Origin of the sequence: Flavobacterium zepuense, from assembly GCF_007097145.1 — a bacterium.
Lineage (GTDB): Bacteria > Bacteroidota > Bacteroidia > Flavobacteriales > Flavobacteriaceae > Flavobacterium > Flavobacterium zepuense.
Window position 1 is genome coordinate 251814 of the sequence record NZ_VJVZ01000005.1, and the last position, 25220, is coordinate 277033.

Annotated in this window: 16 protein-coding genes; 8 read left to right on the forward strand and 8 right to left on the reverse strand. The window is 43.0% G+C overall.

What is annotated here, in order from left to right; translation table 11 throughout:
- Window positions 1-4 precede the first annotated feature (4 nt).
- On the forward strand, window positions 5-628 hold the full coding sequence (locus FMM05_RS09870) for a thermonuclease family protein (RefSeq protein WP_143373199.1): 624 nt from the start codon (window positions 5-7) through the stop codon (window positions 626-628).
- Window positions 629-666: 38 nt separating this feature from the next.
- On the opposite strand, the gene FMM05_RS09875 is transcribed toward FMM05_RS09870, so the two are convergent.
- The 4 genes from FMM05_RS09875 to FMM05_RS09890 form a co-directional block, all read right to left on the reverse strand.
- The gene (locus FMM05_RS09875) at window positions 667-1116 is read right to left on the reverse strand and encodes a PepSY-like domain-containing protein (protein ID WP_143373200.1); all 450 of its coding nucleotides are present in this window, start codon (window positions 1114-1116) and stop codon (window positions 667-669) included.
- Window positions 1117-1190: 74 nt separating this feature from the next.
- Window positions 1191-2495 carry a sensor histidine kinase gene (locus tag FMM05_RS09880; RefSeq protein WP_143373201.1) on the reverse strand — a complete coding sequence of 435 codons (1305 nt, stop codon included), beginning with the start codon at window positions 2493-2495 and terminating at the stop codon, window positions 1191-1193.
- A 1-nt stretch (window position 2496) separates the two neighbouring features.
- Complete coding sequence (locus FMM05_RS09885; protein ID WP_143373202.1) at window positions 2497-3174, reverse strand: response regulator transcription factor; 678 nt, start codon at window positions 3172-3174, stop codon at window positions 2497-2499.
- A gap of 161 nt (window positions 3175-3335) precedes the next feature.
- Window positions 3336-4934, reverse strand: a complete 1599-nt coding sequence (locus FMM05_RS09890; protein WP_143373203.1) for an ABC transporter substrate-binding protein — start codon at window positions 4932-4934, stop codon at window positions 3336-3338.
- Between the two features lie 240 nt (window positions 4935-5174).
- Between FMM05_RS09890 and gltB the strand changes: the two genes are divergently transcribed.
- Together gltB and FMM05_RS09900 are read left to right on the forward strand one after the other, a co-directional pair.
- Window positions 5175-9707: a glutamate synthase large subunit gene (gene gltB, locus FMM05_RS09895; protein ID WP_143373204.1), complete on the forward strand. Its 4533-nt coding sequence runs from the start codon at window positions 5175-5177 to the stop codon at window positions 9705-9707.
- Window positions 9708-9721: 14 nt separating this feature from the next.
- Window positions 9722-11251, forward strand: coding sequence for a glutamate synthase subunit beta (locus tag FMM05_RS09900; protein WP_143373205.1), 1530 nt, complete (start codon window positions 9722-9724; stop codon window positions 11249-11251).
- 135 nt (window positions 11252-11386) lie between these two features.
- Here the strand turns inward: FMM05_RS09900 and FMM05_RS09905 are convergent, their stop codons facing one another.
- From FMM05_RS09905 to FMM05_RS09915, 3 genes are all read right to left on the reverse strand, one after another.
- Window positions 11387-12715 carry a dihydrolipoamide acetyltransferase family protein gene (locus FMM05_RS09905; RefSeq protein ID WP_143373206.1) on the reverse strand — a complete coding sequence of 443 codons (1329 nt, stop codon included), beginning with the start codon at window positions 12713-12715 and terminating at the stop codon, window positions 11387-11389.
- Window positions 12716-12783: 68 nt separating this feature from the next.
- Window positions 12784-13986, reverse strand: a complete 1203-nt coding sequence (locus tag FMM05_RS09910) for a glycosyltransferase family 2 protein (protein ID WP_143373207.1) — start codon at window positions 13984-13986, stop codon at window positions 12784-12786.
- Between the two features lie 458 nt (window positions 13987-14444).
- Entirely contained in the window at window positions 14445-14861 is a 417-nt protein-coding gene (locus FMM05_RS09915) for an Hsp20/alpha crystallin family protein (RefSeq protein WP_143373208.1), read from the reverse strand.
- A 223-nt stretch (window positions 14862-15084) separates the two neighbouring features.
- On the opposite strand from FMM05_RS09915, the gene FMM05_RS09920 reads away from it, so the two are divergent.
- From FMM05_RS09920 to secA, 5 genes are all read left to right on the forward strand, one after another.
- On the forward strand, window positions 15085-16266 hold the full coding sequence (locus FMM05_RS09920; protein WP_143373209.1) for a DUF1624 domain-containing protein: 1182 nt from the start codon (window positions 15085-15087) through the stop codon (window positions 16264-16266).
- A gap of 104 nt (window positions 16267-16370) precedes the next feature.
- A complete protein-coding gene (locus FMM05_RS09925) occupies window positions 16371-17072 on the forward strand; it encodes an ABC transporter ATP-binding protein (protein ID WP_143373210.1) in 702 nt (233 codons plus the stop codon).
- Between the two features lie 108 nt (window positions 17073-17180).
- The gene (locus FMM05_RS09930; protein ID WP_143373211.1) at window positions 17181-17753 is read left to right on the forward strand and encodes a cob(I)yrinic acid a,c-diamide adenosyltransferase; all 573 of its coding nucleotides are present in this window, start codon (window positions 17181-17183) and stop codon (window positions 17751-17753) included.
- Between the two features lie 189 nt (window positions 17754-17942).
- Complete coding sequence (locus FMM05_RS09935; protein ID WP_002986941.1) at window positions 17943-18164, forward strand: DUF2795 domain-containing protein; 222 nt, start codon at window positions 17943-17945, stop codon at window positions 18162-18164.
- A gap of 97 nt (window positions 18165-18261) precedes the next feature.
- Complete coding sequence (gene secA, locus FMM05_RS09940) at window positions 18262-21618, forward strand: preprotein translocase subunit SecA (RefSeq protein ID WP_143373212.1); 3357 nt, start codon at window positions 18262-18264, stop codon at window positions 21616-21618.
- Between the two features lie 70 nt (window positions 21619-21688).
- Here the strand turns inward: secA and FMM05_RS09945 are convergent, their stop codons facing one another.
- Window positions 21689-25087, reverse strand: coding sequence for a T9SS type B sorting domain-containing protein (locus tag FMM05_RS09945; RefSeq protein ID WP_143373213.1), 3399 nt, complete (start codon window positions 25085-25087; stop codon window positions 21689-21691).
- Window positions 25088-25220 lie beyond the last annotated feature (133 nt).

A 25220-nucleotide genomic window follows, 5' to 3' on the forward strand; every position in this document is an offset into this window, starting at 1 on the left:
TTGAATGGCAAGGCAAAGAAGATATAAACCTAAGTTTGGTATAGTTACATTGTTAGTGCTGTTGGCACTCGCGGTTTTTTATAACTATTACAATAAATCTCAAAATACCCCACGCCCGGAACAGGTAAAGGAAAAACGCACTAAAAAAGTCCGTAAGCCTAAAGAGCTAAAAGAACTGCGCTACCTCACGGTTTTTACAGGAAAGGTTATTGGTATTAAAGATGGCGATACTTTTGAGGTATTGTATGACGGTGCGTCTGAGCGCATTCGGCTTGCTGACATTGATTGTCCCGAAAAATCGCAGGCTTTTGGTAAAAATGCCCGCCAATATGCATCGGACTTATGTTTTGGTAAAACCGTAACGGTAAGTTCTAACGGTAAGCGCGACCGCTATAACCGCATTGTGGGTACCATAGTAACTAAAGATGGTGTTAATGTAAACGAGGCATTGTTAAAGGCCGGACTGGCATGGCACTACAAACAATACTCTAAAAATCATCCTGAATTATCCGACCTTGAAGAACAGGCGCGGCAAAGCCAGCTTGGCCTTTGGGCCGATAAAAAGCCTGTTGCCCCGTGGGATTGGCGTAAAAATAAAAGAAAAAAGAAAACGGCTGCCGCAATATGATGCGATAGCCGTTTTCTTTTTGAAAAGCATATAGCGGATTAATCATCCACCCTTAAAAACTTACCCGTGTTGTCAAATTCCAGTTCCACATCGTTGGTAAATTCCAGTTTGTAACCATAGTGTTTTTTCTCAATTTTTTCTACTGCAAGGCCTTTATAGTGGGCAGCATTATAGTCGGCAATAGCTTTAGGTAATACTGTTGCAGGCATAGTACTCCTGTTGGCATCAACCTCTTTCCAATTGCCTTTTTCATCAAATTCTACTTCGGTACCGCCGGTAAAACGCAATTCGTATTCAGTTTCGGTCAGGTCTTTATCTTTAATAATGTACGATGTCGCCTGGTTCGGAAAGTTAGCCTTGATAAAACTTTGTGCAGCGGCAGGTAATTCAGCTACGGTAATGTTAGTTTTTTGGGCAGTACAGGCAAAGCTTAGTAAAGAAGCTACTCCTAATAAAATTGTTTTTGGGTATGCAAATTGCGTTTTCATAATGTCTTGTTTTTAAATTGTAGTACAAGTTTATAACCACAATCTGGAAACAATTAGGAATCAAAAAAACTTTTCTATTTTTTATTTGGGAAGGTTACCGTAAACGCATGGTTGCCGCTAAAACTATAATTTACAGTCAATTTATAGCTGTTGGCAATAGACCATACTATAGATAATCCTAACCCGGTTGATTGCTCGTTGTTAGAGTTTCTATAAAAACGGTCAAAAACCTTACGCTCGTCCAGTGGGGCATTGGCACCAGTATTTTGTACTGAAAGGCTGTTAGGGGTAATAATAATATTTACCACACCACCGGCATGGTTATGCACCAATGCATTTTTAAGCAGGTTGGTAATTAGGGTAAGTGCAAGGCCTTTGTTCATGTTAAAACTCAATTCACCTTGGGGTATAACATTAATGGTAATCTCCCTAAATTCGGCCAGGTCTTCAAAATCTTCAGCCAGTTGTTTAACAAGGTCGTTAAAGTTTACGGCATCTTCATCGGCATATTGCCTGTTCTCTATTTTAGAGAGCAGCAGTAACGATTTATTAAGGTGCACCAAACGGTTAAGGGTATCGCTTACCTTGCCAATTTCCATCATCTGCTTATCGGGCAGGTTGTTGTTCTCGGCAAAAAGTTCCAGCTTATTAAGGCTAATGGCAAGAGGGGTTTGCAGCTCGTGCGATGCATTTTCTATAAATTGTTTCTGGCTGGAGTAAATGGCCTCGCTTCGTTTAAGTAAATCTTCAAGTTCATCGCCCAATACTTTAAACTCCGATACCGGCGAATCAGGCGCAGTAAAAGCTCTCCCGGTGCCCAGTTTGTAATTTTTAAGGTTGCCCAGCAATTCATAAAACGAATGCCAAACCCTGTGCAAAATGTAGTGGTTTAACAGCGCAATGCTAATAACCAGCATAATATAAAGCGCTACGAGGGCAGTAAGCAGGTCTTCAAGCAGTTCGTCTTCCTCTACCATACTGGCGCGGATGGTAAGCTTATAGGGGTTGCCCTGCGGGTCGTTAAAAACCGTTTCCAGCAACCGGATAGGCTCGTTATCATCGTCGTACTCCATAAACTCGAAAGTACTCGTAAACTTATCCGAAAAGTCATAACTGCCTTTTGGCAACGGCTCTATTTTGAACTGGTTAATGCCAAATTCAGATGTTTCAAATAATTCCGGATGGGCATACGCCTCGCGCTCAATAAGTATCTTGGAATTTTTAAGGCCGTCGTCTATATTATCATACACTTCCTCTAAAATAATAGCATAAAACATGCCCGCCCAAATCGCAATAATTACCAGCAGCGCCACAACAAGGTAGCGCAGCGTGTAATATTGTAGCGAGACACTTTTTTTAGGTTGTTTTATACTGCTCATTTTATGAAGTCGTTAGTTTGTAGCCCATACCGTATACTGCCTGGATATCAGCTTCGGCACCGGCATCTTTCATTTTTTTACGAAGGTTTTTTATTTGGGAATATACAAAGTCAAGGTTATCGGCCTGATCGATATAATCGCCCCAAACAGACTCTGCTAAAGCTGTTTTGTTAACCAGCCTGTTGGGGTTTATCATAAAATAATACAGCAGGTCAAACTCTTTGCGGTTAAGGGTAAGGTCGATACCATTTACGGTAACCGTTCGCAGTTCCGGCGATAGCTTTATATTTTCGAGGGTAACAAACGTATCGCCATCATGGCTTTTGCGCCTTATAGCCGATTTGATACGCGCATGCAGTTCTGCTAAATGAAAAGGTTTTGCAAGATAATCATCGGCACCCAGGTCAAGGCCTTCCACCTTATCATCCACACTATCTTTAGCCGAGATAATTATTACAGCCTCCTTTTTTTGCATTTGCTTAAGCTCGCGCACCAGGTTAAGGCCACTACCATTGGGCAGCATTATATCTACCAAAATACAATCGTAATCATAACTGCCAATTTTTTCGAGGCCGGTTATGTAGTCGTTTGCGGTCTCTACAATGTATTTTTCTTTTTCTAAAGATTCCCGTATAACCTCCCTGAGGCCCTGTTCATCTTCTACAATAAGAATTTTCATGTGTGTAATTTTATGCGTATACCAAATATACCAATTAACGCAGCAAGGAACGATTACATTCTGGAAAGATTTGGGAATTTTCCATCGTTTTTCTTGCCACGAATTACACAAATTGCCACAAAATTAATTATTGCAAATCGGTGTAATTCGTGTTAGATTTATTATTTTTTTACCCGCTTTAAAATTAAAGAATTTAGTGGGTTTATCCCTAATCCTGTTACGCCATTTCGGGTAAAACGGGCAGCCTTATCATAAAACAGCGGGATAACCGGCGCTTCCTGCATAACCAGTTCGTCCATTTTTTTGTAGAGTTCCTGGCGTTTTTTATCATCAGTTTCTAAAAAGGCCTGCTCATAAAGTTTATCGAATTCAGCATTTTTAAAATGGGTATAATTAGGCCCGCCCGGCGAAAAATTCTTACTGTAAAATAACGACAGATAGTTCTCAGCATCCGGGTAATCCGCAATCCAGGTAGCTTTAAAAAAAGCCGATTTACCTGTAGAAATAGACTGTGTAAGCGTAGTAGGCGGATTAACATCTACCTCTACATTTAGCCCAATTTTCTGCCATTCGCGTTGCAGGTATTCGGCAATATCAAGGTAGGATGCCGTAGTACTCATTTGTATTTTAGGGTTGCTATCTCCCGTTTGTTTTTTGTATTCGGCAACCAGTTCGCGTGCTTTGGCGGCATCAAAAGTGTACCCCTTAGCGCCCGACCCTGCAAGCCCGTTCGGTATTATACCTTTTGTTGCGCCCGTACCCATATTATTGCGCAGGAACAAGATCATTTTATTACGGTCGAAACCATAGTTGAGCGCCTGGCGAATGCGTTTGTCTTTAACAGCCTTATCGGCGCCATCCAGCCTAAAGCCCATGTACTCGGTATTTAAGTACGGACCCGTAATCATTTTTACGCTGTTGCGGTATTTAGGCGCCAGTTCGCCTTTTGGTGTAAGTATTTCATCTTTATACGATGGGTCAAGGCCCGAAACAAAATCAAGCTTGCCCTGCACAAACTGCAAAAAGCCGCTTTGCTTATCGGGTAAAAAGGTAATGGCAACGGCTTCAAGGTAGGGTAGTTGTACGCCTTTCTCATCGCGCTCATAATACAATGGGTTTTTACGGAGCACCAGTTTTACATTTTCTTCCCAGATTTTAAACTGAAAAGGCCCTGTACCAATGGGTGCCGACCTAAAATCGTACCCAGGTTTATCAAATGCCTCATGCGGTACTACCGATGCGTATTTCATAGTAAGTAATCCTAAAAAAGCAGGAAAGGTTTTAGTAAGCTGTATCTGGAAAACCGAATCGTTAACCGCTTTAAAGCCTTCCACATTTTGTAATATCCAACGGCCGGGAGCTGCAACTTTCTCGTCTAAAAGGCGGTTAAGGCTGTAAGTAAAGTCGGCCGCGGTAACCGTGCGGGTACTGTCGGCACCAAAAAGGCTGCTTTTATGAAAACGCACATCATTCCTAAGCAAAAAGGTATACGTTTTACCATCTGGAGATATCGTCCACGATTTGGCAATATCGGGTTTAATGTTAAGGCTGTCATCTAATTGTACGAACCCATTATATAGTTGGTTACAAACCCATATAGAGGGGCGAATCTTGGCAAAGGCAGGATCTAACGAGTTTACAGCAGCATTTTCGTTGTAACGGAAAACAAGCTTGTCGTTCGTTTCTGAATTATTTTTTGCGCATGCAGCAAATAATAACAAAAAGGCTATAAAAGGTAAATATTTAAAAATTTGGCGCATGTACTAACTATAATATAACGTTTGATGTATTTTGAGTGCCTTAAAAATGAATTTTATTTATAATTAATCTGTTTTAGCTGCATTTAATTGTTCGTTTGTCGCTTTTTTGCTTTTAAAGTAATGTAGTATTAACAAATTATATATAAATTTTTCATAATTTAACCGCCCGCTTTTACAAGTAGCATTATGGATGGCAACAAGCCATAAAGATATTGTATTTGGCGTAAATGTAATGTAGCAATGAAAAATTTAATGGAGAACGAACAGAAAGGGCTTTACAACCCCGACCATGAGCACGATGCCTGCGGTATAGGGTTTGTGGCCAGTATAAACGGAAGAAAAATGCATCAGCACATTGCGGATGCCCTAACTATATTAGAGAATTTAGAGCACCGGGGAGCTTGTGGCTGCGAAGATAATACAGGCGATGGTGCAGGTATATCATTTCAGGTTCCGCATGGTTTCTTTGTAAGCGAATGTGTTAAGCTGGGTATTAAACTGCCCGAAGCCGGCCAGTATGGTGTGGGTATGGTTTTCTTCCCGAAAGACGAACATTTAATAGAAGATTGCAAAGACCTGTTTGCCGCTGCCGCAGAACAGTTGGGTCTTGAGGTTATGGGGTACCGACAAGTACCTGTAAACCGCAATGGCATTGGCGATACCGCCCTGAGCGTAGAGCCGCATATTGAGCAGGTTTTTATTCGCAGGCCGGTTAATATTGCTACCGATATCGAGTTTGAACGCAAGCTTTTTGTGCTGCGCAACTATGCATCGCACACTATAAACAGCACCATCCGCAAAACCGAGACGGGTTATTACATGGCATCGCTGTCGGCGGCGACCATCATATATAAAGGGCAGCTAACCAGCAGCCAGGTACGCCACTATTTCCCAGATCTTCAAAACAAGATACTTACAAGTGCTTATGCTTTAGTGCATTCGCGTTTTGCAACGAATACATTCCCCTCGTGGGCGCTGGCACAGCCGTTTAGGTACATTGCCCATAATGGCGAGATAAACACGTTGCAGGGCAACCTTAACTGGCTGCGCACTAACGAAAAGAATTTTGCATCGCCCTACTTTACTAAAGAGGAGTTTAACATGCTCCTACCTTTGGTGCCGGGCAAACAGTCGGATTCCGCCAGTTTAGATAATATGGTAGAGATGCTGATGCTTTCGGGTCGGTCACTGCCTCATGTATTGATGATGCTGATACCCGAAGCCTGGGATGAGAACGAGGCGTTAGACCCGCTGCAAAAAGCATTTTACGAATACCACTCCTGCCTTATGGAACCGTGGGATGGCCCCGCTGCCGTTTGCTTTAGCGATGGTAAGATGATTGGTGCCACGCTCGACCGTAACGGTCTGCGGCCAATTCGCTACAGCATAACCGCCGATGGACGCATTATTATGGCATCCGAAACCGGTGTATTAGGCCTGCATGCATCAGAAGTGGTTAAAAAGGGTAGGCTTAGACCGGGCAAAATGCTGGTGGTAGATTTAGAGAAAGGTGAGATACAATTTAATGATACTATTAAAAAAAGTATTTGCAGGCAACAGCCGTATGGCGAGTGGCTGGAGAAATACAAAATTACCATGGGTAAAATTGCCGAGCCGCGTGTAACCTTTACACCGTTGGCACACCCACAGGTTTTTAGGTATCAAAAAGCGTTTGGCTATACCACAGAGGCTATAGAAGATATTATTATGCCAATGGCGCTTACCGGTAAAGAACCCGTAGGCTCTATGGGTACTGATACTCCGTTAGCGGTTTTAAGTAAAGAACCACAGCACTTAACAAGTTATTTTAAGCAGTTGTTCGCTCAGGTTACCAATCCGCCAATCGACCCTATAAGAGAGAAACTGGTAATGTCGCTCGCGAGTTTTGCGGGTACCAGCGGCAATATTTTGCAGGAAGATCCTTTGGCAGCACACACTATTGTGCTGCGCCATCCAATATTAGATAATTATTACTTAGAAAAGATACGCAGTATCGATACCGGGACTTTTCAGAGTAAGACCATACAATGCTACTTTAGGGCCGATGGAAGTGCCGATGCGCTTAAAAAAGCTCTTGATCGTATTTGCCGCTATGCCGTAGATGCCGTGGAAGACGGTTACCGAATGATCGTCCTACAGGACAGGGCTATCGATTCCAGACATGCGCCCATACCATCGTTATTGTCGGCTGCGGCAGTGCACCACCACCTTATCCGCAAGGGGCTAAGGGGAGAGGTTGGCATTATTGTAGAAGCCGGCGATGTTTGGGAGGTGCAGCATGCCGCATGTCTTATTGCGTACGGCGCTACGGCTATTAATCCGTATATGGCGTTTGCCACCATACGCGACCGACTTGCTGAAGGTTTGTGCGATACCAACGTGCCTTTTGAAGATCTGCGAGAAAATTACATTTCAGCTATGAACAACGGCCTGCTTAAGGTATTCTCTAAAATGGGTATATCAACATTCCAATCCTATCAGGGTGCGCAGATCTTTGAGATATTAGGTCTGAGTTCAGATGTAGTGAACCAGTATTTTACAGGGTCAACATCTAACATAGAAGGCCTTGGCCTGGATGATATTGCCGAAGAGGCATTGATTAAACATCGCTTTGCTTTCAGTAATAAGCAAATCCCTGCCGACAGGCTGCCTGTGGGTGGCGAGCTGCAATGGAAGCGCAAGGGAGAGTTTCACCTGTTTAATCCGCAAACCATACACCTATTGCAATTGTCTACACGTACAGATGACTATGCGTTATTTAAAAAATACTCTAAACTGGTTAACGAACAGGGCGAAAAAGCCTGTACGCTCCGTAGCCTTTTAACTTTCGATAAAAAACAAAAGTCAATCTCTATTGATGAGGTAGAGCCTGCTGAGAACATATACAGTCGTTTTTCTACGGGTGCCATGAGCTTTGGCTCTATTTCCTGGGAGGCGCACACTACGCTTGCCCTTGCCATGAACAAACTGGGTGCTAAAAGCAATACCGGCGAGGGTGGCGAGGACGAAGCCCGTTACGAAATTGCCGAAGACGGCAGTAGCATGCGCAGCGCCATCAAACAGGTAGCCAGTGGTCGCTTTGGCGTTACCAGCCGTTATCTTACGGAAGCAACCGAGTTACAGATAAAAATGGCGCAGGGTGCCAAGCCGGGCGAGGGCGGACAGCTTCCCGGAGAGAAAGTAGACGAGTGGATTGGCCGCACGCGCCATGCTACGCCGGGGGTAGGGTTAATTTCGCCACCACCGCACCACGATATTTATTCGATAGAAGATTTAGCACAACTGATATTCGACCTTAAAAACGCCAACCGTGAGGCGCGTATCAGCGTTAAGCTGGTAAGTAAAGCAGGCGTTGGTACCATAGCATCGGGTGTTACAAAGGCTAAGGCTGATGTGGTTTTGGTATCAGGTTTTGATGGGGGCACAGGGGCATCGCCGTTGAGTTCTATTAAGCATGCCGGGCTTCCGTGGGAGTTGGGCTTAGCCGAAACGCACCAAACCCTTATGAAGAACAAACTGCGCAGCCGCGTGGTTGTTCAGGCCGATGGCCAAATGAAAACCGGTCGCGATATTGCTATTGCTGCGCTTTTAGGTGCCGAAGAATGGGGTGTTGCCACCGCAGCTTTGGTGGTAGAGGGTTGCGTTTTGATGCGCAAATGCCACTTAAACACCTGCCCTGTGGGTGTTGCCACGCAGGATAAAGAACTGCGCAGCCGCTTTACCGGCGAAGTAGACCACGTGGTTAACCTATTTAAGTTTATAACAGAGGAACTACGCGAAATTATGGCTGAACTGGGCTTTAGGACTATCGACGAGATGATTGGCCAGAACGATAACCTGAAACAAAGGGAAGATATTGAATTCTGGAAACATAAAAATATTAACCTGTCACGTATTCTGTATAAAGAGCCAAACCCTGATAATATTAGCCTGTATTGTACCGAAAAGCAGGATCATGGCCTGGAAGATATCCTGGACTGGCAATTACTTGAGGCAGCACAGCCGGCCCTTAAAAACGGCGAAAAAGTTACCGCTTCCTTCAAAATTAAAAATACAAGGAGGGCAGTAGGTACGTTGCTTAGTAACGAGATTTCCAAACAATTTAAAAGTGAAGGCTTACCTGAAGATACCCTTAACTTTCAGTTTTATGGGGCTGCGGGCCAAAGTTTTGGAGCCTTTGCAGCCAAAGGGCTTACCATGCGCGTAGAGGGCGATGCCAACGATTATTTTGGCAAAGGCCTTAGTGGCGCTAAGTTGATTATTTGTCCGCCACCTAATGCAGGCTTCAAACCCGAGGCTAACAGCGTTGTGGGTAACGTAGTGCTGTATGGCGCTACCAGTGGCGAGGCTTACATTTATGGCCGCGCGGGCGAGCGTTTTGCAGTAAGAAATTCAGGAGCCAAAGTAGTGGTAGAGGGTATTGGCGACCACGGTTGCGAGTACATGACCGGCGGCAGGGTAGTGGTTCTGGGTAAGATCGGTCGGAACTTTGGTGCGGGTATGAGTGGCGGTATTGCTTATGTATATGATGTATATAAAGATTTTGCCGACCGTTGCAACCCGGAAATGATCGACCTGGAGCAATGCAATGAAGCCGACCGCGATGAGCTGTTTGCCATGCTGCAAAAGCACCTGGAATATACAGGTAGCGCCACGGCAAATTTTATTTTAAAAGATTTTGATAACCAGTTGGGCAGCTTTGTAAAAGTGTTCCCGAAAGACTATAAAAAGGTGCTGCTTAAACAGGAAGAGGCCGGTAAAGTGGTTAAATAATTATAAGAGTGAGCATGAAGAAGCAGGATAAAATAACAGGATTTAAACTATACGAACGTGAGCTGCCGGCTGTTGAGCCTGTAGCCAAAAGGATAAAACATTACAACGAGTTTACGCATGCCTATCCGCCGGAGCAACTGCACCAGCAGTCGGCACGATGTATGGATTGCGGCGTACCGTTTTGCCATAGCGGCTGCCCGTTGGGGAATGTAATTCCGGAATTTAACGATGCTGTTTTTAACGAACAGTGGGCAGAGGCGTATGAAATTTTGGCTTCCACAAATAACTTTCCAGAGTTTACAGGCAGGATATGCCCGGCTCCGTGCGAGTCGGCTTGTGTGCTGAATATCAACCGTCCCGCCGTAGCTATAGAGGCTATCGAGAAACATATTATAGAGATAGCTTTTCAGCAGGGGTTAGTGAAACCATTTTTGCCAGAGAATCGCACCGGTAAAAAAGTGGCCGTTGTGGGCAGTGGGCCTGCGGGTATGGCTGCTGCCGAGCAGTTAAACGCTGCCGGGCACTGGGTTACTATTTACGAAAAAGACGATGCCGCAGGCGGCTTACTGCGCTACGGTATTCCTGATTTTAAATTGGAGAAAAACGTGATCGACAGGCGTGTTGCCCTTATGGAGCAGTCGGGTATTGTGTTTAAATACCATTCGCATGTGGGTATCAACGTGTTTTTGAGTGATATTTTGCACGAGTATGATGCCGTGGTTATGGCGGGTGGTGCTATGGTGCCTCGCGATTTAACATTGCCGGGGCGTGAGCTTAAGGGTATTCATTACGCTATGGATTTTTTAAAACAGCAAAATAAGCGCGTGGCTAAAAAAGATCCATTGGCCTTTGCCGAAGTGGAGAGCAATATTATAGAGGAGGAAGTTACAGCCAAAGGTAAAGATGTGGTAATTGTGGGTAGTGGCGATACAGGATCGGATTGTATGGGTACTAGTATCCGACAGGGGGCAAAGTCGGTTACGCAATTGGCTCTGATGTTCCAGCCGGGCACTAACAGGCCTATGCATACACCGTGGCCGCAGTATCCTTCCATTCACCGTACATCGTCATCGCAGGAAGAAGGTGCAGAGCGTCTTTTTGCCACTGTTACCAAAGAGTTTATTGGCGATGATAATGGCAACCTTGCCGCACTTAGGGTAGCCGACCTGCAATGGGAGTTTGCGCCTAATGGTAAGGCTATCGGGTCGACAGAAAGGGAAGGGAGTGAACGTATCATTCCGTGCGACCTGGCATTGATCGCTATTGGTTTTTCTAAACCTGAGCAATTGTTGTTAGACCGTTACGAGATTGAAAAGGATGCCCGTGGTAATATACTGGCCGATGAGGTTACTTATAAAACATCCTACCCTAAAATATTTGCCTGTGGCGATATGCGCAGGGGCCAGAGCCTTGTAGTTTGGGCTATTAGCGAAGGCCGTGAATGTGCCCGCAATGTTGATGCGTTTTTAAATAAGCAAACATCGGTGCTGGAAAATAGGGATGCGAGCCTTGAAACTGAGGCTTTTGGTAAATGTATTAATTGATTAATTTTTTAATGTAACAATTTTTGAGCTTGCCTGCAAAGGTTGATGTTTTATATAAGTTCCTGAAATAGTTATGACTAATACAAGAAAGTCCCGCCAATGGCAGGACTTTCTATATTTAATAAATCGTATTTCTTAATAATCCCTGTTAGGGTCAAAAGCCTCAAGGTATTCGGCTACGCGCTTAACGAATGATCCTCCCAGTGCGCCATCAACCACGCGGTGGTCGTAGCTGTGCGACAGGAACATTTTTTGGCGGATGCCTATAAAGTCGCCCTCAGGGGTTTCTATAACAGCAGGCACTTTACGAATGGCCCCTAAGGCAAGGATACCCACCTGCGGCTGGTTGATAATTGGCGTACCAAACACACTGCCAAACGTACCTACATTAGTTACGGTATAGGTACCGCCCTGTGTATCGTCCGGCTTAAGCTTACCGGCCTTGGCACGGTTACCAAGGTCGTTTACCGCCTTTGCCATACCTACAAGGTTAAGCTGGTCGGCATTTTTAATTACCGGCACTATAAGGTTGCCGTTAGGCAGGGCCGCAGCCATACCCAGGTTTATGTTTTTCTTTTTAATAATGTACTCACCATCTACCGATATGTTCATGCCTGGGTAGTCTTTAAGCGCTTTGGCTACCGCCTCCATAAAAATAGGGGTAAAGGTAAGTTTCTCGCCTTCGCGTTTTTCAAAGGCTGCTTTAACCTTATCCCTCCATTTTACAATGTTGGTAACATCTATCTCTATAAACGACTGTACGTGAGCTGATGTTTGCACACTCTGCACCATATAGCCCGATATAAGCTTACGCATACGGTCCATCTCTACCACTTCATCCTGGCCGTTAACCGATACCGGCGCAGCTTTTTGAGCAGTTGCCGGTTGGGTATTTTGAGTTGTTGGTTGTTGGTTGCCGGTTGCCGGAGCAGTTTGTAATTTGGCATTTGGATTTTGTGATTTTTCTTTCACATACTCCAATATATCTGTTTTAGTTACCCTGCCATCTTTACCGGTGCCGCTTAAGGCTTCCAGTTCGGCCAGTGTAATGCCTTCTTCTTTAGCAATATTTTTTACGAGTGGCGAAAAGAATTTTTCTGAAGCCGAAAAATCAACCGGGGCAGCTACCGCTTCGCGCGCAGCATCAACCTTTTTTTCTATAGTAGTTATATCATCGTTTGCAGCTGTAGTAGCCTCGCTTGGTGCATCTACCACCACACCGCCTTCGGTTTCTATATATGCAATGGTTTGCCCCACCTGGACCACATCGTTTTCTTTAAAAAGGATCTCGGATAATATCCCCGATACTTCCGATGGCACCTCAGAGTCTACCTTATCAGTAGCAATTTCCAGTACAGCCTCGTCGGCCGCAATGTGTTCGCCTACTTTTTTAAGCCAGTTGGTAATGGTTGCTTCGGCAACACTTTCGCCCATTTTGGGTAATTTCAGTTCAAATTTTGCCATATCAATAACTTAAAGGTAAAATTAGCTTTTACACTTGCGAAAATAATAAAAAAATAGCTTTAAAAAAGTTATTTGTGTAAAATTTCGTAAGTAGAAAGAACGGGCACACTATAGTTTTGAAGTTTTACAACCTCGCCTCTGTCATTACTGCTGTTGCTGCCTAATATATAGTTGGTGCCTGCAGGCTTTATTTTGTAAGTATATTCATTTTCCTTAAAACGTTCCATTATCGCAATAATTTCACCAAACGTAAGCAGGTCGTTATCAAGTATGATCTCGGTATGCTCACTTTGCGAATGCGGACGTTCGGCAAGGATATTATCATGGTAGGCGGGGTGGCGCTCTACTTTATGTATAAGTTTTTCTTCTATAGCATTTTTAAGGCTCTCATCCTGAGAAAACAAAATATAATGCTGGGGCTTTTTTGCAGGCAAGTCGCTGTTTGTTTTGGTAACCATAAAAAACAGGGTACCCAGGCGCATGGCTGCGTTAAAAAATATAGAGTTAGAAAAATGTTTTTTGTAAAATAGCTGCATACCGTTTTTAAAACGCTTCATGTAGGTACCGTCTTTAACAGTGCTCTCGCCTTTGTAATGTATAACTGCTGTTTGCGGGAAATAGTAGTTGGCCATTCCTTTTTCCAGTATGGTATAAGAAAGATCTATATCCTCTATATACATAAAGTAGTTTTCGTCAAAGCCGCCTACTTCATCATATACGCTGCGTTTCATTATCATGAACGCACCTACAATAATATCTACTTCTGCTGTTTGGTTTTTACCAATATGCATGGCATAACACTTATTAAACAGCGGTGTATTAGGAAAAAAGCGGTACAGCCTTGCTATTTTGGTAATAGCAACCCAGGGGGTAGGTACGCCCATTTTGCTTTCGGGCAAAAATTTACCACGGCCATCTATAAGTTTTGCGCCAATAACGCCCAACTTCTCTTTGCCTTTAGCAAACTCAAGTGCTTTTGTAAACGTATCTTCGGCAACTACAGTATCCGGGTTAAGGATACATATAAACTCGCCTTTTGCGGCGGCTACGCCTATATTATTGCCTTTGGGGAAACCGGTATTTTCGTTGTTTTGTATAAGCTGTACGTCAGGAAAACGTTCACGCATCATTGCACAGCTATCGTCGGCAGAATTATTGTCTACTACAATAATCTCGCCGTCAATGCCTTGTAGGGCGCTCTTAACGCTAAGCACGCATTGCTCTAAAAAGTAGCGTACATTATAATTAAGTATGATAACCGATAACTGCATGGGCGCGAAGGTAGGTTTTTGAATAAAGAAAGGAATTATTTATCCTTTGTCAATTTTTTATCTGTAATTAAAAAATTGAGCTGGCTTATTCTTCGCGAGCAATTAACCGAATCAGCATTCTTATCTAAGTAGTTTTTTATACCCATTAAGCAATTTTTTTAATTTGGCAATCAGCATTATTATTACAACGTATGCTAATGCCAAATATTTTAACATCCTCAAAAAATCCTATCTCACATTTAACACAACATTAACCTGTGTTAATCACAGCCGCCAAAGATAATAATATATTGTATAAATCAAAGAAAAGCGCCAAGATGATGCTTGTTAATTTTGTGACATTACTGCTTGATAACTACTTTGCGTAAGGCAAAAAGTGTTAAAACATAAAACAAATGTAAAAAAAAAGCACCCTTGTATGTTACAAGAGCGCTTTTTTAACTAACCAAACTCAATCATTATGAAATCTCTACTATTCTTTTTGCTTTAGGCAGGGCTTCTTCTTTTTTAGGAAGCGTAATACTTAATATGCCAGCGTGGTATGCTGCATTAATATCCTGTTCATTTATTGTTTCCGGCAATTTAAACGACCTTTTAAAAGACGACTGCACAAATTCCCTTTTGGTAAACTTATTTTCAGGAGCACCTTCGTTTTTTTCTGATTTAACCTCAGATGAAATAGTAAGCAGGTTGTTATCTACCTCAATGTTAAAATCGGCTTTTTCAAATCCGGGCACAACCAACTGAACAGTAAAAGCTTGTTCTGTTTCTGTGATATTTACCGCCGGTATTGCTTTTTGTACATATTGCGTACCTCCTAAAAGATCCCTGAAAATTTGATCGGTGTTGCTGTAATTGCGTTTTACTAAGTTCATCGTATTTATGTTTTTTAGTTTGAAATATTATTTTCGATGATAGGGAATAGTCAATTTATATTCCAAAGTAAATCAACACGACAAAATGTCGCTTTTGCTGACTTTTTGTCAATAACTCAAAGTCCAAAAGTGAAATATCACTGTTAAAATTGAACATTTTGACACTACTATGCAATGCAATTATGGTTTATATTATATTTACAACACCAAACCAAAAACAAGCATGGAAACCATTACAAAACGCATACAAAGTATTGATATCCTGCGGGGTATAATTATGGCGCTTATGGCATTAGATCATACCCGTGATTTCTTCCATATTGATGCGATGACCCAGGATCCTACCAACATGGAAACTACTACCCCTATCCTGTTCTTTACCAGGTGGATAACTCACTTTTGCGCACCTACTTTTGTGTTCCTTTCGGGTACGAGTATCTACTTGCAGAGCCTTAGAAAGACAAAGAAAGAGTTAGCATTATTCCTGTTTACCAGGGGATTATGGCTTATTTTTGCTGAACTTACCCTTGTAGGCTTTGGCTGGAGCTTTGATTATATGTTCCATATCTTCTTTTTACAGGTAATATGGGCTATTGGGTGTAGCATGGTGATATTATCAGGGCTGATATTCTTTAACTACCGGGTACTGTTGGGGTTAGGAGTAATCATTACCCTTTCTCACAACCTCATGGACTACACCACTATAACTGACCCCGAACTGGACTCTGTTGCTAACGTGATGATAGTCACTAACTTTACACCCTATTCCATTGGGCCATTTACCTTTTTGAGTGCTTATGCAATCCTGCCCTGGACAGGTATTATGTTACTTGGTTTTGCGGTTGGTAAGTGGTTTAGTGCTAAGGACTTTACCCCTAAGCAGCGTAAAAAGCTGCTGGTAAGAACAGGACTATCGCTCATTGCTCTGTTCATAATACTAAGATTTATAAACAGTTATGGCGATTTACAACCGTGGTCGTCACAAAAGAGCCCCATATATACCCTGCTATCATTTTTGAATGTTACCAAGTACCCACCATCACTTATGTACGCCTGTATGACACTCGGCCCTTGCATGTTAGCCCTCGCCGCGCTGGAAAATGTTAGTAATAAGTTTACCGCCATAATGAATGTGTTTGGCCGCGTGCCGTTTTTTTACTACCTGCTGCACGTGTATGTAATTCACTTTCTGTGTGTTATATTATTTTACGCAGAGGGTTATGAGTTTGCCGATAACTTCCGCATCCCTATAGCGTTTGGCTTCAGGCCGAGGGAAAACTTTGGTTTCTCATTGAGCATTACGTACTTAATGTGGTTGTTGGTGCTATTTATTTGCTACTTCCCCAGCCGATGGTATAACAATTACAAGAGTACACACACTAAATGGTGGCTGAGTTATGTGTAGTTTCCAGTCACAGTCGCAGTTTCCAGCATAAATTGGAACTGAAAACTATGACTATAAACTGTGACTAAAAAAAAATGTTTACTTTTAAGCCTCAAAACTAAAGCATGTCAAAGGCAATTATAGAAATAAAGGGCATAACACGCGATTTCCCTTTGGGGAGCGAAATCGTTAAGGTTTTAAAGGGTATAGACCTGAATATCAACAAAGGTGAATACGTAGCACTCATGGGGCCGTCGGGATCCGGAAAGAGTACACTCATGAACCTTTTAGGCTGTTTAGATACGCCAACATCAGGCTCTTATATACTTAACGGTAAAGACGTTAGCAAAATGAGCGATGATGAACTGGCCGAAATCCGTAACAAAGAAATAGGTTTTGTGTTCCAAACGTTTAACCTGTTGCCCCGCACCACAGCACTTGATAATGTGGCCCTGCCTATGGTATACGCCGGCTATAAAAAAGCCGACCGCGATGCCCGTGCTACCGAAGTTTTAAAACAGGTTAGCCTGGCCGACCGTATGGACCATAAACCCAACCAGCTATCCGGTGGGCAGCGCCAAAGGGTTGCCGTGGCACGCGCCCTGGTTAACCATCCGTCTATCATCCTTGCCGATGAACCTACCGGTAATCTGGATAGTAAAACATCGGTAGAGATCATGGCCTTGTTTAACGACATCCATGCCAATGGCAACACCGTTATATTAGTAACCCACGAAGAAGACATTGCCGCTTACGCACACCGTGTTATCCGCCTTAGAGACGGTATCATAGAAAGCGATAATGTAAATCCTAATCCGCATAAGTAAAATTTCAGATTTTAGAGTTAAAAATTCAGATTACCACTCATATTCAATGATGTGTGAGGCAAGAGTGAAATTTAATCTGAAATCTGAAATCTAAAATCTGAAATCCAAATGAAAGTATACACCAAAACCGGCGATAAAGGCACCACTGCCCTTTTTGGGGGTACGCGTGTGCCTAAACACCACATACGCATAGAGAGTTACGGCACTGTAGACGAGCTTAACTCACACATTGGGCTTATCCGCGACCAGGATATCAACCCTGATTACAAGAAAATACTGGAGCGTGTGCAGGACAGGCTCTTTACTTTAGGTGCCATATTGGCAACAGACCCTGAAAAAACCATCTTAAAAAATGGCAAGGAGCGTCTAAATATACCCAAAATAACCGAAACCGATGTAGAACTTCTTGAAAACGAGATAGACGGGATGGAAAGCGAGCTGGAACCTATGACACATTTTGTGCTGCCCGGTGGCCATACAACGGTGTCATACTGTCATATAGCGCGCTGTGTTTGCCGCCGTGCAGAGCGGCTTTCGGTACATTTACACGAGTTAGAACCTACCGATGAGATAGTTTTAACCTACCTTAACCGCCTTTCTGACTACCTTTTTGTATTGGCACGAAAGTTGTCCTATGACCTGCATGCCGACGAAGTGAAGTGGATACCTGAGAAATATTAGTTTTCAGTCACAGTTACTAGTAGTAAATCAGTTGCAACTATAGCGTTTACAGCTTATAAAGTAAAAACTGCGGCTGCGACTGTAAACTCAAAAGGGACGTTCTTAATTTTTTTATATAAAATAAACATATTTTTACTTGACTTTTTCAGTAATAAATTTATTTTTGCATAAACTTTAATCGTTTAGAAGATGTATTGGACATTAGAATTAGCATCTTATTTAAGTGATGCACCGTGGCCGGCTACCAAAGATGAGCTAATTGATTACGCCATCAGGACTGGAGCTCCGCTTGAGGTCGTAGAAAACCTGCAATCCATTGAAGACGAGGGAGAGATCTACGAGTCTATGGAGGAAATTTGGCCGGATTATCCTACGGACGAAGATTATCTTTGGAACGAGGATGAATACTAAGCAAAAATAGAATCAAATTGAAAAGTCTCTTTCAGGAGGCTTTTTTTTTGGTTAAATTTGCACCTATTTATTTTAAATATACGTAATTACAAATATAATGAGTTTAATAAACAGCATTCTTAAAGCCTTTGTGGGCGATAAGTCGCAAAAAGACGTTAAGGCGATACAGCCGCTGGTAAACAAAATAAAGTCTTTTGAGGGCGCCTTAACCCAGCTATCGCATGATGAGCTAAGGGCTAAGACCATTTATTTTAAAGATACCATTAAAAAGGCCCGTGCCGAAAAAGACGCCAAAATAGCTTCATACCTTGAAGAGGTAGAGAAAACGGCCGATATTGATGCACGTGAGGATATTTATGCCTCTATAGATGCCCTTGAAAAAGAGGCTTATGAGCTTTCTGAAAAAGCGTTGTTAGAAATCCTTCCTGAGGCTTTTGCCGTGGTTAAGGAAACCGCACGCCGCTTTAAAGAAAACACATCTATAACCGTTACCGCTACAGATAAAGACAGGGAATTATCGGCTACCAAGCCATATATTACTCTTAACGGCGATACATCTACATGGGCAAACCAGTGGAATGCCGCAGGTAAAGAAATTACCTGGGACATGATACATTACGATGTTCAGCTAATAGGCGGTATCGTATTGCACCAGGGTAAAATATCTGAAATGCAAACCGGTGAAGGTAAAACCCTTGTAGCTACACTTCCATTATATTTAAATGCACTTACAGGCAACGGTGTACACCTTGTAACCGTGAATGATTACCTTGCCAAAAGGGATAGTACCTGGAAAGCACCCTTATTTGAATTCCACGGTATTACGGTAGACTGTATTGATAACCACCAGCCTAACTCTGATGCGCGCCGTAAAGCCTACGCAGCAGATATTACCTATGGTACTAATAACGAATTTGGTTTTGACTACTTAAGGGATAACATGGCTCACTCTCCGGATGACCTGGTTCAGCGCAAGCACAACTACGCCATTGTAGATGAGGTCGATTCAGTATTAGTAGATGATGCCCGTACGCCGCTTATTATTTCAGGCCCGGTTCCGCAAGGCGACCGCCACGAGTTTAATGAGCTTAAGCCCAAGGTAGACCACCTTGTAAACTTACAGCGTACATTGCTTAACGGTGTATTAGCCGAGGCTAAAAAACTCCTTAAAGAAGGCAAAACTAAAGAAGCCGGTTTCCTTTTACTAAGGGTACACCGCGGACTTCCTAAAAATAAAGCACTTATTAAAGTATTGAGTGAAGACGGTAACAAGCAATTGCTTCAAAAAACCGAAAACACTTATATGGCCGATAACAACCGCGACATGCACAAGGTTGATGAAGCCCTTTACTTTGTAATTGAAGAAAAGAACAACCAGGTAGAACTTACCGATAATGGTATTAAATTCCTTTCTCAAGATACAGATAATGACTTCTTTGTACTACCGGATATTGGTACCGAGATTGCTAACATAGAACGTAAAAAACTTGATAAAGAAGTAGAAACTGAAGTTAAAGAAGAACTGTTTAAAGACTTTTCTATTAAAAGTGAGCGCATCCATACCCTTACACAGCTTTTAAAAGCCTACACGCTTTTTGAAAAAGATGTGGAGTATGTTATCATGGAGAATAAGATCATGATAGTAGATGAGCAAACAGGCCGTATTATGGATGGCCGCCGTTACTCTGACGGATTACATCAGGCTATTGAGGCTAAAGAAAACGTAAAAATCGAGGCCGCTACCCAAACGTTTGCTACTATTACCCTGCAAAACTATTTCAGGATGTACAACAAACTTGCAGGTATGACGGGTACTGCAGTTACAGAGGCAGGTGAGTTTTGGGAAATTTACAAGCTGGATGTGGTAGAGATACCTACAAACAGGGGTATTTCCCGTAAAGACCACCACGACCTTATATACAAAACAATGCGCGAAAAGTTTAACGCTGTTATAGAAGACGTTAGCGAACTTTCGGCAGCCGGAAGGCCGGTACTTATTGGTACCACATCGGTAGAGATATCTGAGCTTTTAAGCCGTATGCTTAAAATGCGTAACGTAGCCCACAATGTACTGAACGCGAAATTGCACAAAAAAGAGGCCGACATTGTTGCCGAAGCCGGTAAGCCTGGCGTGGTAACTATTGCTACCAACATGGCAGGCCGTGGTACCGATATTAAGCTTACACCAGAGGTTAAGGCCGCAGGTGGTTTGGCAATCATTGGTACAGAACGTCACGACTCAAGGCGTGTAGACAGGCAGCTGCGAGGCCGTGCCGGTCGTCAGGGAGATCCGGGAAGCTCTCAGTTCTATGTTTCTCTTGAAGATAACTTAATGCGTTTATTTGGCTCTGAAAGGGTTGCCAAAATAATGGACCGTATGGGTCTTAAAGAAGGTGAAGTTATTCAGCACTCTATGATGACAAAATCTATAGAGCGTGCACAAAAGAAAGTAGAAGAGAACAACTTTGGTGTTCGTAAGCGCTTACTTGAGTATGATGATATCATGAACTCCCAGCGTGAGGTGGTTTACAAACGCCGTAAGCATGCTTTGCACGGTGAGCGTCTTAAAGTAGATTTAGCCAACATGATGTATGATACTGCCGAGCTTATTATAGAAAATAATAAGCCTGCAAACGACTTTAAAAACTTTGAGTTCGATCTTATACGTATCTTTTCTATAAGCGCACCGGTTAGCGAGTCGGAATTTACAAAACTGACCGACAGGGAACTTACAGGTAAAGTGTATAAAGCGGTACTTGATGCATATACCGAGCGTAACGAGCGCAATGCTACAGAGGCTTTTGTAGTTATTAAAAACGTATATGAAAACAACAATGGCCAGTACGAGCGTATTGTGGTTCCGTTTACCGATGGTATTAAAACCCTTAACGTAGTTACCAACCTTGATAAGGCGTATGAAACCGGTGGTAAATCGCTTATAACTGATTTTGAGAAAAACATTACGCTTGCCATTATTGATGAAGCCTGGAAAAAACACCTTCGTAAAATGGATGAGCTTAAGCAGTCGGTTCAGTTAGCAGTTCACGAGCAAAAAGACCCACTGCTTATTTATAAGTTTGAAGCTTTTAACCTGTTTAAGAAAACAATAGATAACATCAATAAAGATGTAATAGCATTCCTTTTTAAAGCCGACCTGCCTTCGCAAAACCCTCCTATCCAGGAAGCGAAACAAGCGGTACAGCAGGAGCAATATATTGAGCACAAAGACGAAGTTATGAATACCGATGAGATGGCTGCAAAAGCCCGTGAGGTATCACAACAGAGCCAGCAACGCCCTCAGGTAACTGAAACCATTACAAGAGATGCGCCAAAAATTAACCGTAACGATAATGTTACGCTTAAGCATGTAATGAGCGGCAAGACCGAAACCATGAAGTTTAAAAAAGCCGAGGCACTTTTACTAACTGGCGAATGGATTATTACTCACGAGTAATTTCCTTAAATTATAAATGCAAAAAGCCCAAACTTTACGTTTGGGCTTTTTCATTGGTGTTTTTACAGGATTAATTTTGCCTGTTGATGTAAATCCAGCCTGTTTTGCTTTTAGCGTTATTAAATTCTATAACATAAAAATAAGTACCGGTAGGCAGTTCATCTCCTTTGTCGGTTTGGCCTATCCACTCATTGCGGTAGTTAGGTTTGGTATAAACCTCTTTGCCATAACGGTTAAATATTTCAAGTTTCCTTACATCAAAGCCTGAAAGGTCAAAACTATTGTTTTTATCATCACCATTTGGCGATATACCACGCTGTATCATACAGTCGCCATCTGTAAGGCTAACAGGAGCTACATCAAAGCATCCAGAAGCGTTTTCTGCACGCAGGTATACTGTTGGTTCACTTTCTGTAATGGTGTACGCAGAAGGGCCTGCAATCTCATTAGTACCAGCGGCGGCATCTGCCTGGGTAGTGTAATAGGTATAGGTTAGGCTACCATCCAGTTGCGTTTCTACCGAAGTCAGGTCATATGCCTCGCAGCTTTCAACAGTAAGGGTTGCCGTAATTTCCGGAACTGCCAACACCCTTATAACAAACGATGTGGTTGTAAAGCAGGTACCATTACCCAGCCTCACATATACGGTCTGCGTAGCCGATAGGTTGCTATATGACGCCGGACTAACAATTGCATTTATGTTTGCTTCGGCATCAGCCTGGGTTGTAAAATAGTCGACAGTCACTCCGGTCTGTCCGTTAAGCAGTGCCGTTTGCTGCTGGGTAAGGTTAAAGATGGAAATACCGTCAGTATTATCGTCGCAAACCTCCAGTGCAGGTACAGCAACAACGGCAGGCAGTGCCAATACATTCAGAGTAAATTCGCTATGGTCATTGCAGCCTGCGGCATTGGTTAGTACTGCATATATAGTTTGCGGATTCACCGTATTGGTAAATGCAGCAGGAGTGGTAATAGCATTAGTACCTGCTTCGGCATCCGCCAGGCTTGTATAATATGTTACGGTAACACCTGTTTGCCCGTTTAGCAATGCAACATCCTGTTGCGAAAGGTTAAACGTTGCAAACTCATCGGCCACACCGCTATCACAAACCGAAAGATTACCAACCGTTGGGGCAACCGGAGCGCCAATTACATTTAATGTAAATGTGGTATAGTTAATACAGCCCGATGCATAAGTAACCACGGCATAAATAGTCTGGTTAGGGTTGGCCGTATTAGTAAATGTATCAGGAGTAGCTATAGGGTTGGTACCAGCCAGTGCATCGGCCTGATTGGTGTAATAAGCCACTGTAGCACCGGTTTGCCCTGCTAATAGCAACGCGTTTTGCTGTGTAAGGTTAAATACCGTAAATCCATCCTGTGTGCTAAGGTCGCACGCGGTAAGGTTAGGTACCGCAGGCACTGCAGGGGCAGGGGTAACATTAAGTACAAACAATGTAAAATCCTTACATCCTGCCGCATTGGTTAACGCTACATAAATTGTTTGCGGATTAACCGTGTTGGTAAACGTAGCAGGAGTAGTAATGGTGTTGCTGCCTGCTTCGGCATCAGCCTGGCTGGTGTAATAAGTAACCGTTACACCGGTTTGTCCTGCTAACAGGGCAGTTTCCTGAGAGGTCAGATTAAAAGTTGTAAAGCCATCGGCAGCTCCTGTATCGCACGCAGTAATCGGTGCAACCTGACTTATTGTAGGCAGTGGTGACAATACAAGTTGGAAACTTGTAGTAGCAAAACAGCTACTTACATTATTTTGTACTCTTACATAAATTGTTGCGTTGCCGGATACGTAGGTAGCAAGGTCGCCGGTAATCGCGTTTGTGCCTGCTGTAGCATCGGCTTGGGTAGTGTAGTAAGTAACAGTAAAATCAGTTGCAGGCTGCGTGCCTAAAATTACAGGCGTTTGTGCTGTAAGGTTATATGTTGCCGTAGCCGCACCAGTACATGCAGTTAAATTTGCTGGCATAGTAGCCGTTGGCGCCGGTACTATAGTTACAGTACCTGTTATCTGCAAGGTATTACCTTCTTCGCTTACAAAATCTACCGTTACGGTATACGTGCCTGGCTGGCTATAAGTGTGCGAAGGCTCAATTTGGGTTGATGTATTACTTGTGCCTGAATCCGGGTCGCCAAAATTCCAGCTGGCACTTTGCAGTTCTGTATAAGGCGATACTGTAAATGTAGTGGGGCTGCCTGCACAAAGGCCATCAAAAAGTATGTCCTCTGCAAAATAAGAGGTTAAAAAGTTAGGCAATCCATTAAAGCATGAGTTAGAAAGTGCTAAACCGCTTGCCTGAAAGTTACAACCTGTACCTAAAATATTAGGGTTGTTAATTACGTGCAGTGCACTGTTTCCTCCTTTTGCGGCATACATTTTTCCATCGGGAGCTAACTGTAACGTCAAAATTGGCTGATTTTGCGTGGTTAGCAATACCTGGGATGCCTGTATGGCGGCCTGTGTACCCAGGGTTACATCATACTGATATATTTGGTTAGGATTACCGCTCGCTGTGCTTGAGGTATATAAAACATCGCTGTTTGGCGAAAATTCTACACCATAACTTTTAAGGGTATTTACTGTTTTTGCATTAGAAACTACACCGGTTGATGCATTAAAATCAAACAATTCTACGCCTTCAATTATTAATGGGGTAGTAACAAACATACTGGCATTTCGGTATAATGCTACGGCCAGTTTTGAGCCATCGGGAGATGCCTTAATACAGCCCGCAAGGTTAGATTCTTCAAGTAATCCGGCAGGTATAAAGTAGCGGTCGTGTACAGTACCTACGGTACTTGTTACCGGTGTAGTATTTACTCCCGTAGATGATACCAGGTAAGCAATAAAATCCTGGCTGTTATTGGCCTTATGGCTTATAACCCATATTTGCTCACCATCGGCATGGTATACCGCGGTAAGTTTTTCGGCAACGGGTGTTGCCAGCGGAGGATTTGGGTTTTGGTTTAATGGAAGATTGTTTTTCTTTGTTACTGCACCTAAACCTGCATTAAGGCTCATATCTACCTCATAAAAGTTAAGGCCAAGCGGCAGGTAATTATCAAAAGCCTGCGAAGTAAAAATATAATATGATGTTGCTGAGCCCGGTTTCTTAACTATTATCGCTGCCTGAGATGAGCTTGTACCTCCCTGTAAATCGCCGCCGCCTGCCATGATCTGGTGGTTGCTGTTGTATACTACAACGCCGTTAGTGTAAAATAACAGGTTGCCGGCAGGATCTGATATGGTAGAGCAGCCTTCGCCTGTATATAGTGCCGAATTGGAAAGTGTAGTGGGTGCGCCGGAACTAAAATCCAGCCCGGCGTTGCCGCCAAAATACCAGATGTTAGCCTCTTTTTGTGCAAAGGCCTGTGTAAAGCCCAGCAGCAAAAAGAAATATAAATAAATATTGATGGCAGAGAGTTTGCCGCCCTGCCTGTATTGGTGTGCCATTGTAAATTAGTTTTTGTTGAAGTAAATAGTTTTCTTTTATAGCTTTTTTCCCTCGCTGCCTGTGCGTATAGAGGTTAGTGGGAAACAAATGAAGTAATGCCGGTTAATAGCATGGGGCATTACTTATCATTAA